This window comes from Butyrivibrio sp. WCD2001 (assembly GCF_000424485.1).
Lineage (GTDB): Bacteria > Bacillota > Clostridia > Lachnospirales > Lachnospiraceae > Butyrivibrio.
Window position 1 is genome coordinate 214,301 of record NZ_AUJZ01000007.1, and the last position, 15,003, is coordinate 229,303.

The window sequence follows — 15,003 nt, forward strand, 5'->3', positions numbered from 1 at the left end:
GTGGCTTTTCTATGCCCCCACATAAACCACCATTTAAAGTATATCACACTAATTATTTAAAGGGAACGAGTTTACAAAAATCCTGGCGAGTTTTTCGTAAGATTTGGGAGGTATTTCGGGGGAAGGATTTTGACACTTCTTCCTATTAGATGTATTTTTATAGAAAAGAGGAATCCCCTCATCCGGCGCGCAGCGCCGGATGAGGGGACACGAAAGGACGCATATGTATCAGATAAGCTTTGATAACCCAATAAACGTATATTTCATCGGTATCGGCGGCATCTCAATGAGCGGCCTCGCCATGGTACTTGCCGACAGAGGGTTCAAGGTCAGCGGCTCAGACAGAGCCGAGTCTGACGTAACAGAGAATCTCAAGAAGGCCGGAATTAAAGTCTACATCGGACAAAAGGCAGATAACCTCACCGCAGGCGATAAGCCTGAGCTCGTGGTTTACACAGCTGCCATTCATCCCGATAATCCCGAGTTTGCAAAGTCAAAGGAGCTCGGAATCCCGATGCTGACAAGAGCTGAGCTTCTCGGTCAGATAATGAAGCACTACTACCTTCCTATTAATGTTGCGGGAACCCATGGTAAGACCACCACAACCGCGATGGTCTCCAAGATACTTCTTGAGAATAACATGGATCCCACCATTTCAATCGGAGGAAATTTAAAGGACATTGGCGGCAACATCAGAATCGGTGCTTCCAAATACTTCGTAACCGAGGCCTGCGAATACACCAACAGCTTCCTCAGCTTTTTCCCGGGAGTTGGAATTATTCTGAACGTGGATGCGGATCACCTCGACTTCTTCAAGGACCTTGATGACATCAGGAACTCCTTCCACAAGTTTGCAGAGCTCATCCCCGAGGACGGAACTCTTGTTATAAACGGAGAGATCCCGAACCTGTCAGAACTTACAGACGGCTTAAAGTGTGGCATAAAAACCTACGGTTTTACCGATGAATTCGACTACTATCCTACAGATATAACCTACGATGATTTCGGCAACGCTTCTTTCACTATTAATAGAAGAGACGGATCATCCTTCGGTGTAAGTCTCAAGGTTCCCGGAAAGCACAACGTAGGTAACGCCCTCGCTGCTGCTGCTGCAGCCGACGTTTTTGATGTTCCCGAGGCAGAGATCGCCGCTGCTCTTACATCCTTTACAGGAACCGGAAGGCGCTTCGAATACAGAGGATGTGTGGACGGTCTCACCATCATCGACGACTATGCTCATCATCCGACAGAGATAGCTGCGACACTCAGTGCTGCAAAAAATTATCCGCACAAAACTCTCTGGGTAGTTTTCCAGCCTCACACCTTTACACGGACAAAGGCGCTGATGGACGAGTTCGCAAATGCCCTTCTGCCTGCGGATAAGCTCATCATCGCTGACATCTACGCGGCCAGAGAGACCGACAATCTGGGCATCAGCTCCAGAACCCTGAAGGAGAAAATCGAATCCCTCGGACATGAATGTTTCTATTTTCCGTCCTTTGATGAGATAGAAAAATTTCTTCTACAAAATTGCACGAAGGATGACATGTTGATAACCATGGGGGCAGGGAATGTGGTAGATATCGCCAATGACCTTTTGGGTCTTTGATTTTCCACTCTATCCACTTACACCTTATACAATTTAATCGAAATACCATGTGGATAACATCCGCTGACATCATCTGGTCGCCGCCTCTTGATTCAGCGGATTTTTATAAAAATTTTATAAAATAATCCACGTTATCCACAATGTCCACAAGGGTTCGAAAATGTTTAAGCTCAGTCCCCACCTGACATTTCTTCGTCACTTTTCCCATTTGCAGCCGGCCCTCTTCGGTGTATAATTCAAAACGAATTAGAGAAAAAATATGAAAAAAGTGGGTGAAGCAACACATGATGGGGCGAGTAACTATCAATCAAAATTCTATGATGTCAACGACATCACTTTCCAACATTTTTATAGATGAATATCTTGCGGATGCTAACGATGCTCAGATAAAGGTCTACCTTTATCTGCTTCGTATGATGTGCTCAGGCATGGCTACAAGTGTTTGTGACCTTGCCGATAAATTTAACTACACTGAGAAGGATGTTCAGCGGGCCCTCAGGTATTGGGAGGAGCTGGGGCTTATATCCCTCGAGCTCGACGGTTCAGGCATGCTCGTTGGGATTCATATGCAGGACATTTTTCCCAAAAAAGCTGCAAAGATCACAGGTCTGCATTCTGTACGCACACCTGAGCACGAAGCACCATCAAGATATTCTGTAGTGAAAAAGACACCGGAGAAAAAAGCACCGCACAAGGACAATCCTCAGATGCTTTTCGTGGCTGAACAGTATTTCGGAAGAACACTCAACAGCAGCGAGATCAAGACAATCTACTATATTCAGGACACCCTTGAATTCTCCGAGGACCTTCTTGACTACCTTCTTCAGCACTGCGTAGGCAAGGGGAAGACAGATTTCGACTATGTACGCAAGGTAGCTATGGCATGGCATGAAAAAGGCATCACATCTCCCGAGCAGGCAGCTCTCGAGGTCACAGCCACCAGAACCGCGTATCAGATAATGAAGGAGCTCGGAATGCAGAACGCTCCGACTCCGACAGAGCTTCAGTACTTCGACAGATGGCAGGCTGAATACGGCTTTTCCCTCACCATCATCACAGAGGCTTGCAGACGCACCGTGCTTCAGACACAGGTTAAGCGCGTTCAGTACTGCGACGGCATCCTGAAGAGCTGGTTCAAGGCAGGAGTTAAGGCACTCTCCGATGTAAAGGCACTCGACGGAGCCTTCGGAAAAGAGACAGCCCGCAAAGAGAGCTCCCGCAAGGCAGAAGCCGTAAAAACCAATAACCGTTTTCATCAATTCAAACAAAATGATTATGATCTATCCAGTCTTGAGAATCAGTTACTTGATAATTAATCAGGAAGGTAGGGCAGAATTATGGCATTAACAAATACTCAGTACGACGAAATAATGCACGATTATGAGACGCTTCGCACCATCAAGCGCCGCGAGCTCACCAAGCGCATCAAGTACGTAGAGCAGCATGTTCCCGGATACCTTGTACTCGAGCAGGAAACAGGCAAGAGAAGCGCCGCCTTCGGCCGCAGACTTTTAAATGGCGAGAAACTGGACAGATCCGAGCTCCACAGACAGCTCGTTGAAGTCTCCGAGCAGAAAAAGAGCCTTCTTCGCGAGGCCAATCTGCCCGTAGATTACCTTGAGATGCAGTATGAGTGTCCCCTTTGCAAGGACACAGGCTATGTTGGCAGTGAAAAGTGCTCCTGTTTTAAGCAGAGAGTTATAGAGCGTCTCTATGCCCAGTCGAATATCAACAGACTCGCTGAGGACGCCAATTTTGACCTCATGTCCGAGGAATATTACACGGGCGAGGACCTGGATCACTTCCGCGGAGCTGTTAAAACTTCCAAAGAATTTATTAAGAATTTTGAAACTTTATACCCAAATCTGCTCTTTTATGGTACAGTTGGTACTGGTAAATCGTTCCTTTCAATTTGTATAGCCAAGGAGATACTGGATATGGGGCATTCCGTGCTGTATTTCAGCGCTGCTTCCCTGTTCTCGCTTTTGCAGACCAACTCCTTCGATTTCAAGAAATCGGATGAGCTGCGCACTCTCCTGGATGACCTGTACAACACAGAGCTGCTCATAATCGATGATCTCGGAACCGAGCATGTTACCAATAACTCGATTCCGCAGCTTTTCACTTGTATTAATGAGAGACTTATCAGGAACAGATCTACCATTATCACTACTAATTTTTCATTGGACGATATCAAGTCCATGTATTCTGAGCGTGTATCTTCGAGAATTGCGAGCACGTATCATCTGTGCAAGCTTACAGGCAGGGATATACGCATCATGAAAAAGGTCCAGAACAGAAAGTGAGGAATTTTGGCAATGCCAAGACGTGAAGAAAAACGTAACCTTGAAACAATCCCCGTTGGTTCTCTGGGAATTATCCCACTCAAGGGGTGCAAGACACTGGGGGAGAAGGTTGACTACTATCTTGTGAAGTGGCGCCAGGAGCGCGAAAACGAGCACAAGGGCAGCCTTGCATTTACAGGTTATGAGCGCCCGTCCTATCTTCTTAAGGCCGAGGTTCCGAGATTCGGAAGCGGCGAGGCCAAGGGTGTTATCAAGCAGTCAGTCAGAGGTGATGACCTCTACATCATGGTCGATGTATGTAACCATTCATTAACTTATTCACTTTTTGGAAAAGAAAATCATATGTCTCCTGACGATCACTATCAGGATCTCAAGAGAATTATCGCAGCCGTAGGCGGTAAGGCGAGAAGAATCACAGTTATCATGCCTTTCCTCTACGAGAGCCGCCAGCATAAGCGCTCCTCAAGAGAATCTCTTGACTGCGCAATCGCTCTTCAGGAGCTTGTGAGCATGGGTGTTGATAACATAATCACCTTCGACGCTCACGATCCCAGAGTACAGAACGCAATCCCGCTCAACGGATTCGAGACAGTTCGTACCACTTATCAGTTTATTAAAGCACTTTTGAGAAATATCAAGGATCTCAAGATTGATTCAGATCACATGATGGTCATCTCCCCTGATGAGGGTGGAATGGGCCGTGCAATCTATCTTGCAAGTGTTATGGGTCTCGATGTCGGAATGTTCTACAAGCGCCGTGACTACACTCAGGTTGTGGACGGACGTAATCCCATCGTATCACACGAGTTCCTCGGCACCTCCGTTGAGGGCAAGGATGTTATCATTGTAGATGACATGATTTCATCCGGCGAGAGTCTCATCGATGTAGCCAAGGCTCTGAAGCAGAGAAAAGCAGCTCACATCTACGCTTTCTCAACCTTCGGCCTCTTCACCAGCGGTCTTGAGAGATTCGACGAAGCCTACAACGAAGGCCTCATCGACAGAATCCTCACCACCAACCTGATCTACCAGACTCCCGAGCTTCTCTCCAGAGAATGGTACATCAGCTGCGACATGAGTAAGTACATCGCATACCTCATCGATACACTCAACCACGACGCATCCATCAGCGACCTGCTTAATCCGGTTGAGAGAATAAATAGCATCATTGCCAGATATAATAATGGCGAACTTGATAATTAAAAAGGAAGGCCTGCGAGCGTTGCTCGCAGGCCTTTGAATTTAAAGCCTTCCCCTCCGGGGGAAGGCTTTTATTAATTCTCTAATCCCGGTAAGTATGTGACGAAGTGATTTCCGTTGTTCTCAAACAAGTTGTTGGAGTCTTCTCTTCCGAACTTGTAGACTCTTCCGGTGGTGGGTTCCATGAGAACCGTGTTCATCTCATTGAAGCCGATGATAAGGAGACTGCTGCCGTCGTTTAAGGTTGCCATGACGGGGATGTCCTGATTTACATAATAGAGCATCGCTTCCATCTTGCAGCCATCGAGTTCGAGAACCTTGGCATTCACGAGACTTTCACTCAAAATATCAACAACAGTTTTGCCCTGTTCCAGCATGGAATCAACGTTAACATTGATTCCTCTGTGCTGGAGGATCATATCAAGGCAGACACTTGTTGAATTCTCGGCGGTCATATTCTCTCTGGTCTCAGCCAGATTGGTTATATACATAATCTGATTTGAAGTCAGCAGATTACCTCTAACCCATACATACTGGTTGATGTCATTTACCACAACTCCGGCAGCGTCATAGGCATCGTTAACTGCTTCGGCAGGGTTGTCATAGATACTCTTTAAACCATTCAGACCGTAGACAAAATAGTAGGGATTATCATCCATGCTTCTGTCAGAGTCTATCTGCACATCTCTGCTTCCCTCAAACAGTGTCATATTAGGAGTCTGCAGAATAAGTGACTTCTTCTTAACATTACTCTTGACGTTGATCTGTGTGATATTCTTGTAATTCTCGGTTGCAGCAACAGATATGAAATTACTTCCAACCTCTTTTTTCAGAGTACTCATGATCTGGTCGTCTATGAGCTCATCGTAAAGCTGGCTGCCATCGTTCCACTGTGCACGGGAAAGCCTTATGACATTATCTTCGATCCTGACACCGGTCACAACGCCCTGGTCGGGGCTGTAATTTTCCAGAATATTACCATCGCTGTCTACGATATGAATGCTGTGCATTCCATATACCGTGCTTCCCATGCGGTCACTGTGCACATCATATTCATGCGCCATACCATACACGAGATCCTCACCCATAAAACCAAGAACCTTCACAAAATCACCGCTCTCCGCTTCAATATCGGAAGTAACCTGGGTGCTGAGATTCATGATCTGCACCGTCTTTTTATCCTCGGAATGCCATGCAATAATACTTCCCGATTCAGAAATGCAGTATCTGTCCTCAGACAGATTTTCGATGAGCTTCTTCTGGCTTCTGGAATCCAGGTCGATCATATACACATCACCATCGAGCTTTATGAAAAGCGCACCGCTTGTACTTATATAGAGCACCTTCTCGGAGTAGGACCTTATGATATCCTGATGAAGTTTGGATGAGATAAACGCCATCTCCTCAATAGTATTTAGCTGTGAATCATACTTATAAACAGCATTACCCACATAACCCTCATGGTCTCCGCGGTTCATATAGCCCGAAACCACGAATTCCACATTTCCGGCCTCATCCACGCTCAGAATATGAATCGTATTGCCCATAAAGGTCGCGCGGTCATCAGTATATTCATCATTGTAAAAACCGAATACCAGCGCGATTTTGTTACCCGTGCCGTTGTAAACGTAGAGCCTGTCCTCACTTACAAAAGCGAAAACACCGCCGCCATCGCTCTCCTTCACGGTAACGTTCGGATCGGTGATCCACAAGCTGATAACATTGTCCGTAATATCCGAAGTGTCCGCATTGAACACATAATTCATCGTTCTGTCAAAATTGAGGAGGTAAATTCTATCCGAAGTATATCTGATTCTGTAAGCCTCTTCTACGTTATAGAGCTTCTCCGTGCCGTCCTCGATTTTCTGAGTAACCTGATAATCCAGAACAATTATGGAAGTCTGGGGATGCACATCCCTCACAAAAACCTTGGGATCTGTACGTGCTACAATGTTAAGACCACCCCAAGTCACCTGCTCGTAGCTACTGTTGATCGTCACATGACTAAATGAAGTATTGTCTCCGTCTGCATTGGACTCCAGGTACTTAGCAAGTTCCTCCGAGTGCTCCGCATTATTAAAAGTCATATTCGAGAAATTCAGCGCAAAATCAACGATTTCTCTGGTATGATAAGCGTTATCCTCTTCGGTCCAGATAACCCTCTCATAATATCTTGCAGTTTTGCCGTTTACATTTGCCAGAATAACAAGTATGTACTCTTTTCCCGGATCAATAAGATCCTTCATCTGGAATTTTCCCTTGATAATCTCCCCGTCCTGCGAGTAATCCGTGATATCCGAGTTCTCAACCAGGCTGTTACCGGAGACCTGTCTGACCTCAAATTTCAAATCAGAGATGCTCTCACCATAGGTGTTCATCTGAAAAGAAATCGTTCTCTGGGCATCGGTAGGCATAATCTCCCCGTGCATGTGCGCAACATCCATCTCCTGCGCATAGCCGTGGAGCAAATTTATCTGTTTTCCACCCGATTCAAAGGTCACTGTGGGAAAAGTAGGCGCACCCATCCTGGCAGTCATATCAACTGTCTCAACATTGGTGAAATGCCCAATAAGAAGAAGTGAAACAATAAAAACAACGATTGTATATATAATCTTGATGATTGTTTTTTTCATTATAAATCCTTATGCCTTAATTCCATTGACTTCTTACACTCATCGCGGTAATATTTTTCTAACTTAAAAACGTCAGATAAAAGCGCAAGTGCGCAGATAGGGGGAATCATGAGTTACCCTGTTCTATATCGTAAACGTATTATTCCGAATGAATGCATTCTGCTAAAGGACGACCGTATCCTGCAATGTGATGATAACACCATTGTCACAGCGTGGGAAGCGATACACCCACGGTCCGATTTGTCACACGGCTATTCCTGTTATTATTTAAAACGCGGTTATAAGATCAGCAAGTTTTATCGTGCTGACTCCAGTCTCATGTACTGGTACTGCGATATAGTCGAATATCAGCAGGGCCCCGAGGAAAATTCCATCGTAACCCTGGATCTTCTCGCCGACGTAGTCATCTACCCCGACGGCAAAATCCGCATCCTCGACCTGGATGAACTGGCTGAGGCCTTCGAGCAGAAGCTTATTGATGAAAAACAGCTCAAGACCGCGCTTCATTCATTGGGGAATCTGATGGATGCGATTTATGAAAATAGTATCTCGACGCTTGAGGCGCCGATAATTAAGGCGTTACGTTAATAGAACACATGCCCGCCGATATTGATTCCGGTGAGCCCCGGAATTGGTGTTCTGAAATAAACGCAGTTTCCTACGTTTGTTGCGCCGCTCATAGCGGCATCTGCTGCCTGATAGCAGGCCTCGTTTGCATCTCCGTTTGCAAGCGCAAGCGCGAGTCTTCCGCTACCCACGGGTGAAAACTGTGCATTCTGGTAAATAACACCTACAACTGTATCAGGATAAACAGAGCTAAGCACTCTGTTGATAACAACCGCTCCAACGGCGACTTTTCCCTCGTAGGGTTCTCCACCCGCCTCGCAATATATCAGATTTGCCAGAAGATATCTGTCTCCTTCCGCAAACTGAACATCCGAAATATTTCTCCACTTTGACTTAGCCGCCAATTTTGACAGACGAATTTCCTCAGCGAGCTTTGCTTCAAGAGCCTTTACATCGGCATTCTGCTCAGCTACCTGATTTTCATACTCCTTCGCCTTGCTCTCGATATTCTTGGCCTCTTCCTCTGCGGTCGAGATATTCTTCTTGTATTCACTTATGCTGCCACTGGTCTTGCTGACAAGCCCCGATACGCGGCTCTGCTCAGCCTCAACTTCAACCTTACACTGATCGAGCTCAGTCTTCTCTGACTGAAGAGTCTTCTCTTTCTCATCGATCTGCGCACAGGTCTGCTTGTACTGATCAAGCATCTTCCTGTCATAGGAAGAAAGGGACGCAACATAACTGCTATGATTAAGAAAATCCGCAAAGCTGCCCACATCCGTTAGCATATCCATGAGCATGAAGCTCTCCTTTTCATAGATAAACTGCACACGCTTTTTCATCGCTGCGTACTGGGCATCCTTAGTGCTGATTGCGGCCTCAAGCTCAGCCTGGGTCGTGTTGATCTCATCGGTCTTGGCATCGATCTGATTTTCAAGATCCGAAAGATTGTTGCTAACCTCCGTAAGCTGACTGTTCAGGTCGTCGAGCTTATTCTCAAGAACACTCTTTTCCTGATGAAGATTGGAAATATCTTCCTTCTTGTCATCGAGCTGATCCTGAGTCTCACTCAGCTGTCCCTTGGTCTCATTGAGTTTGTCCTTTGCTTCCCGCAAAGCTTTCTTAGTCTCCTCGGTCGCCTTAACTGTAGTTCCCGCACTCCCCCAATTTATGCACAGAACTATCGCCATTGTTACTGCAACGAGCCGCATGACTCTACCCCAATAACTTTTCACTGGTTTTCCTCTGATTATATTTCTATGTGTATGTTCTTACCTGACCTGCTATAAGGATAATACTTCACTCCCGCCGCATCGAACATCTTCTTGGATGCTCTTGTTGCAGCTGAGGTGCTGTATTTATCGCTGTCATACACGACAGTCCTTATGCCGGCCTGAATTATTGCCTTTGCGCATTCATTACAGGGAAAAAGAGATACATAAAGCTTAGCCCCTTCAAGGCTGCCGCCTCTGTAATTTAAGATGGCATTGAGCTCACTATGGGTTACGAAGGGATATTTTGTGGCAAGCTCATCCTCGCCGTCCCTTTCCCACGGAAAATCATCATCATCACAGCCAATCGGGAAACCGTTGTAGCCCATGGATAAAATCTTGTTATCCTCGCTGACAATACAAGTTCCCACCTGCGTGTTGGGATCCTTGGAGCGCATAGCTGCAAGCTTTGCAACGCCCATGAAATACTCGTCCCAGGAAATGTAATCTTCTCGTTTCATACTCTTCCTCCTTTCCCCTCATCCGGATGAGGGGATTTACGCCTCCGCGTCCGTGATCTCCCCAATTCTTCTCACATGCTTCTCAAGTCCTGAAAACTCTGTGTCCAGGAATGTATCCACAATATCAATTGCCATATCGGGGCCGATAAGCGCGCCGCCCATGGCAAGTACATTCGCATCGTTGTGCTCACGTGTGAGCCTTGCTGAATGAGGCTCTGAGCAAAGAGCGCATCTGATGCCCTTTACCTTGTTGGCGATAATTGAGATACCGATACCTGTTGTGCAGATAACGATTCCCTTCTCACACTCGCCGCTTGCAACAGCCTCTGCTGCCGCCTTTCCGAAAATCGGATAATCACAGGAGTTCTTATCATAAGTACCAAAATCCTTGTACTCTATGCCCCTCTCCTTAAGATGCTCGATTACCACCTGCTTGATGTCAAATCCGCCGTGGTCACTTCCAAGTGCTATCATTTTTTCATTCTCCTCTTCTTTATTTTTTTGCCTTCCCCCTCCGGGGGAAGGTGGCGCGTAGCGCCGGATGAGGGGCCAGCTTTACACCCTCACCACCTTATGTCCAGCTGCCTTCAGCAGTCTGTTCATTATTGCCTGCCCGAGTCCCGTATCATCAAAAGCCTCGGAATACATGCATTTTACATCCTCATCGTCGAACTGCCGCAGGATACTGAAAAGATTTCTTGCAATCTCTTCCTCGTCCTCTCGGCTTCCCGCGCATTTTACGACGTCGGCCCTGTATTTATCACGGGTCTCATCAGTTGCGATGACACCGGTTCGCTCTCCGTTTTTGCTGTGCTCCAAGATCTTCTCGTTAATGTATACCGTAACCTTATCGGGTTCACCCTCAACTATCGTAAGATCGCCTTTTGGTGCATAATGTCTGTACTTCATCCCGGGAGCCTTGGGCTTCACCCCGCTGTCGGCACTGAGAATTGTCTTATCAATGCTAACATCCCCGAGAATATCGGAAAGCATCTTCTGCGTCACATATCCGGGGCGCAAAATCATGGGCGTATCCGAAGTTAAGTCTATTATAGTAGATTCCAGGCCGATTCCAACCTGTCCTCCGTCAATTATCATATCAACTCTGCCGTCTAAGTCCTCGATGCAGTACTTTGCTTCGGTGGGACTTGGTCTTCCCGAGAGATTCGCGCTCGGCGCCGCGATATATCCGCCAGACTGTCTGATCAACTCAGCTGCGATTTTGTTGCTGGGCATCCTTATCGCAACGGTTTCCAGACCTCCTGTCGTCTCATAGGGAACCGCCTCAGATTTCTCCATTATCATAGTAAGGGGGCCCGGCCAAAGTACCTCAGCAAGCTTGTAAGCCGCCTCCGGAAGCTTTTTTACTATCTTTTTGATTGATTCAATGTCCGCAACGTGCACTATCAGCGGATTGTCTGAGGGCCTGCCCTTCGCGGAATATATCTTCATGGAAGACTTCGGATTAAGTGCATCTCCGCCAAGACCGTAGACCGTCTCTGTGGGAAAAGCGACAAGACCGCCGTTTTTCAGGATTGTGCCGGCTCGCTGCAAGGCCGCAAGGGCGGCGGCATCTATGTTATTTTCGTTAATTTGAATTAATTCAGTGTTCATGGTTTCCTTTGGTATATCTTTATTCCCCTCATCCGGCGCTTCGCGCCACCTTCCCCCAAAGGGGGAAGGTGCCCGAAGGGCGGATGAGGGGTCCTCTTACTTCGCCATATACTCCGCAATTACATCCCAAACATCTGCGGTTTCGAACCCGAGGGCCCACTCCGCAACTCCGGCGATGCCGGCGCTCTGCATTACATTCAGCTTAGCCTCAAGGGATCTCGCATCCTCGTTCCATATCTGATAGAAATCGCCGTTTTCAGCGGTTGCTTCGCCGTAGTACTGGCATGTGTTCTCATCCCACTTAAGCTCAATTCCCTTTTCGGAAATCACATTTGCTACGCCGTCCATATGAAAAGCCTTACTTGAAAGCTCTCCGCCGCTGGTCGTCCACAATCTTGTATAGAAAGGAACGGAATTTACAAGCTTCTCTGCCGGAACCTGCTCGAGGGCTTTTTGGATACCGCTCTCAACATATCCGATTGATGCGACAGAGCCTGCCTCGGATGAACCGGAATAGTGCTCGTCATATCCCATTATAATTACGTAATCGCAGACAATTCCCTGCTCGGTAAGGTCATAGTGATCGTTAAAATCCATCGGCACATAGTCATCGACAGACAAAACAATCTGATTCTGACGGCATGCCACCGACAGCTCTCTCAAAAACTCCAGATAAGAGCGGCTATAGCTCTCATCGATAAGCTCGAAGTCCACATTTATTCCGTCAAAGCCAAACTCAGCCTGCTGCGCCATGAGGTTTGCGATAAGATTCGCTCTGGAAGCCGCATGTGAAACAACAGCCTCGGTATCACAGCCATTCGGATTATTGAAATTATCAACAGCCGCCCAGACCTGCACTCCTGCCGCATGCGCTGCAGTTACATAATCATGAGTTGCATAGCTTGAGATATTTCCTTCATTTCCATCAAGCGAAAACCAGGTGGGTGAAATGACGTTCAAAGATTTAGCCTGCGCAAGAATACCGGAAACCGTCTCATTTCCCTGGATGCCGCCTATCGGATGGAATCCCATGTTAACTTTTGATCCAAGTGACATAGAAGTATACTCTCCAAGGGCAACTTTTCCCTCACCATCGTCCACGCTCACTACTACGGGCGCGACATCCTTGATATGCTTGTTCTCAACATATCCGATATGACCGTTGGATGAGATGACTCTGGACCACTCCTCCATCTCCTCGATCACGGTAACCGTGCCGGCAGGAGCCTCGGTTACAACCTCACTCTTCCTACCACCAAGCTTCCTGATAGCAATATCCTTCTTAAGGGTTCCGTTCTGGCTCTCCCCGGCAGCCGCCGTATAAATCCTGATTCTGGCAGGACCCTCATCTGCGAAACTCTCATATTTCATGGAAGCGAATTTTTTCAGATAATCCACAGACACATAGAGCTTATCGCCCTCAAGCAGAGATGCCGGAAAGCCCAGATCCTCGCTGTCTCCCGCGGAAGAGGTGATGGTGTTCTCACCGACCGTGGCAGTATAAATCGCATTCGGACCTGTATAAATCAAAATCCCGTCATCAGCGCCGTAGTAGAATCTGTTGCTTATATCTGTCTGGACGAGGTCATAGTCCAGGTAATATCTATCATTGTAATATCCGGCCTTCTCCTCCATGAGCTTGTCATTTAGGATCAAAACAGCCTGCGTAGGGTCAGTAAGGCCATAGTATTCATTAAGGTCCACCCGCTCCTTCGTATAGGAAAAACGCTCGAAGGCAAGCTGACCCGCATATATAAGTCCAAATAATATAATAAGAGCGATTATGAAAATCACCGGTTTAATCTTTTTCTTCATCTGTGACTCCTTCCAATCGCTTATTATACCATATTATGTAGTTTAATTGCCATTTTGCCGGCGGCTCTGTAATCCACACCCCGCATACCGTATTTGACACATTTTATTTGTCTTAATTATGCATGTCGTAACCGGTGGTGGGGCCTCCAGTCAATATTTATCAACTAAAATTCGAATATCAAAGGTTAGATTCCAAAAGAAGGCTCAAAAGTTAGATGTAACATAAGTGATAGTTTCCTTAACCGCTTTCGAAATCCAAAAGTAATTGCTTACAATTTTTGATATGCGAAGTGGGATTACGAGCCGAGGCGTTTGGCACTGGTGCCTCTTCTCGTATCACAATTCATTCCTATAGTAAAAATTCATTTCTATAGTTAAAACAATTCCTGCAAGTTAATACTTTGTTGTAAGTTTGTACTAATTAAAAAATAATTTACAGGGATTTGATTTCTTCCGATGATTCTCGGATGAACTTGTAAGACATTCCGTCAAGAACGACGGAACAATCGTAATATTCAAATATTGTGTACCATGCCTCCTCTCCGATACGTACTCTCAGAGGCACCACGAGTATGTAATATACACGACCAAAATCATATTGTCAACACCTAATTTCAATTTTATATTTTTTTATAATTCTAACCTATATATTAAATTACTAAACATGTCGATAGAAGTATTGACACATGCAGTTGTTTCCTATAACATTTAATAACTATATATACATATGTAACAACCTTTTTTATGGAGGGCATCGCATGAAAATCGAGCGAGTTAATGATTGCCAAATCCGATGCACACTTACTAAGGAAGATCTTGCAAGCAGACAGCTGAAAATCAGCGAACTTGCATACGGAACCGAGAAGGCGAAGGACCTGTTTCGCGACATGATGCAGCAGGCCAATTACCAGTTTGGCTTCGACGCGGAGGACATTCCGCTTATGATCGAAGCAGTTCCGATCAATTCCGAATGCATCATTTTAATAATAACAAAAGTTGAAGATCCCGAGGAACTGGACACCAGATTTGCCAATTTCTCACCTTCAATACAAAGTGAAGTCTCAGGTACAGATAACGAAGCTGCTGAGGAAGAGGACGTCATGGATCTGTTCCAGCGTCTGAAAAATGAATCAACTTCCGATTCAGATGAGATAGACCGCGTTCTGAACACCGCAAAGAAGGAAGCTCCTCAGAGACCTTCTTCCAATGCCGGTAAAGCTGCAGTCGATCCGTTCTTCCTGTTCTCTTTTGCAACAATGCATGATGTGATGAAGTTCGCACAGCTGAACAGAACCAGTGCTTCTGTTCGCAACACCTTGTACAAGAGCGACAGCAACGGAAGACTCTACCTACTGATTCACCCGGGTAACGAATCCGCTTCAGTTTTGCAGAAGCTCTGCTCAATCCTGTCCGAGTACGGCAGATCCGAGTCAGCAAGTTCTATCAGTGAACAGTATCTGGATGAGCATTATCAGGTGATTATTAAGGATAATGCAATTCAGAAATTATCAGAAATTTAATAAGATT

The 15,003-nt window shown here is 46.2% G+C and carries 12 protein-coding genes; 6 read left to right on the plus strand and 6 right to left on the minus strand.

Translation table 11 applies throughout. The features are described from left to right. Nucleotides 1-223 precede the first annotated feature (223 nt). The 4 genes from murC to G630_RS0108705 all read left to right on the plus strand — a co-directional run bounded on the left by murC (nt 224) and on the right by G630_RS0108705 (nt 5,118). Nucleotides 224-1,609 (plus strand): UDP-N-acetylmuramate--L-alanine ligase, encoded by a 1,386-nt coding sequence (gene murC / locus G630_RS0108685; RefSeq protein WP_026498354.1) that lies wholly within the window; start codon nt 224-226, stop codon nt 1,607-1,609. A gap of 317 nt (nt 1,610-1,926) precedes the next feature. Beyond that, nucleotides 1,927-2,925 (plus strand): DnaD domain protein, encoded by a 999-nt coding sequence (locus G630_RS0108695; protein ID WP_049946150.1) that lies wholly within the window; start codon nt 1,927-1,929, stop codon nt 2,923-2,925. Nucleotides 2,926-2,946: 21 nt separating this feature from the next. After that, entirely contained in the window at nt 2,947-3,915 is a 969-nt protein-coding gene (locus G630_RS0108700; protein WP_022760393.1) for an ATP-binding protein, read from the plus strand. A gap of 12 nt (nt 3,916-3,927) precedes the next feature. Beyond that, nucleotides 3,928-5,118: a ribose-phosphate pyrophosphokinase gene (locus tag G630_RS0108705; protein ID WP_022760394.1), complete on the plus strand. Its 1,191-nt coding sequence runs from the start codon at nt 3,928-3,930 to the stop codon at nt 5,116-5,118. A 71-nt stretch (nt 5,119-5,189) separates the two neighbouring features. On the opposite strand, the gene G630_RS0108710 is transcribed toward G630_RS0108705, so the two are convergent. After that, nucleotides 5,190-7,748: a hypothetical protein gene (locus G630_RS0108710; protein WP_026498356.1), complete on the minus strand. Its 2,559-nt coding sequence runs from the start codon at nt 7,746-7,748 to the stop codon at nt 5,190-5,192. A gap of 108 nt (nt 7,749-7,856) precedes the next feature. Here G630_RS0108710 and G630_RS0108715 point away from each other — a divergent pair, with 108 nt between their 5' ends. Further along, nucleotides 7,857-8,336: a DUF402 domain-containing protein gene (locus G630_RS0108715; protein ID WP_026498357.1), complete on the plus strand. Its 480-nt coding sequence runs from the start codon at nt 7,857-7,859 to the stop codon at nt 8,334-8,336. Here the strand turns inward: G630_RS0108715 and G630_RS0108720 are convergent. From G630_RS0108720 to G630_RS0108740, 5 genes are all read right to left on the minus strand, one after another. Next, nucleotides 8,333-9,526 (minus strand): cell wall hydrolase, encoded by a 1,194-nt coding sequence (locus tag G630_RS0108720; RefSeq protein WP_049946151.1) that lies wholly within the window; start codon nt 9,524-9,526, stop codon nt 8,333-8,335. The genes G630_RS0108715 and G630_RS0108720 overlap by 4 nt on opposite strands. 38 nt (nt 9,527-9,564) lie before the next feature. Beyond that, entirely contained in the window at nt 9,565-10,047 is a 483-nt protein-coding gene (locus G630_RS0108725; protein WP_022760398.1) for a deoxycytidylate deaminase, read from the minus strand. Nucleotides 10,048-10,083: 36 nt separating this feature from the next. Next, nucleotides 10,084-10,521 carry a ribose 5-phosphate isomerase B gene (rpiB, locus tag G630_RS0108730; RefSeq protein ID WP_022760399.1) on the minus strand — a complete coding sequence of 146 codons (438 nt, stop codon included), beginning with the start codon at nt 10,519-10,521 and terminating at the stop codon, nt 10,084-10,086. 81 nt (nt 10,522-10,602) lie between these two features. After that, a complete protein-coding gene (locus G630_RS0108735) occupies nt 10,603-11,661 on the minus strand; it encodes an L-threonylcarbamoyladenylate synthase (protein ID WP_026498359.1) in 1,059 nt (352 codons plus the stop codon). A 96-nt stretch (nt 11,662-11,757) separates the two neighbouring features. Further along, nucleotides 11,758-13,476 carry a glycosyl hydrolase family 18 protein gene (locus tag G630_RS0108740; protein ID WP_026498360.1) on the minus strand — a complete coding sequence of 573 codons (1,719 nt, stop codon included), beginning with the start codon at nt 13,474-13,476 and terminating at the stop codon, nt 11,758-11,760. Between the two features lie 758 nt (nt 13,477-14,234). On the opposite strand from G630_RS0108740, the gene G630_RS0108745 reads away from it, so the two are divergent. Continuing rightward, nucleotides 14,235-14,996, plus strand: coding sequence for an adaptor protein MecA (locus G630_RS0108745; protein ID WP_022760402.1), 762 nt, complete (start codon nt 14,235-14,237; stop codon nt 14,994-14,996). The last annotated feature ends 7 nt before the right edge of the window (nt 14,997-15,003 follow it).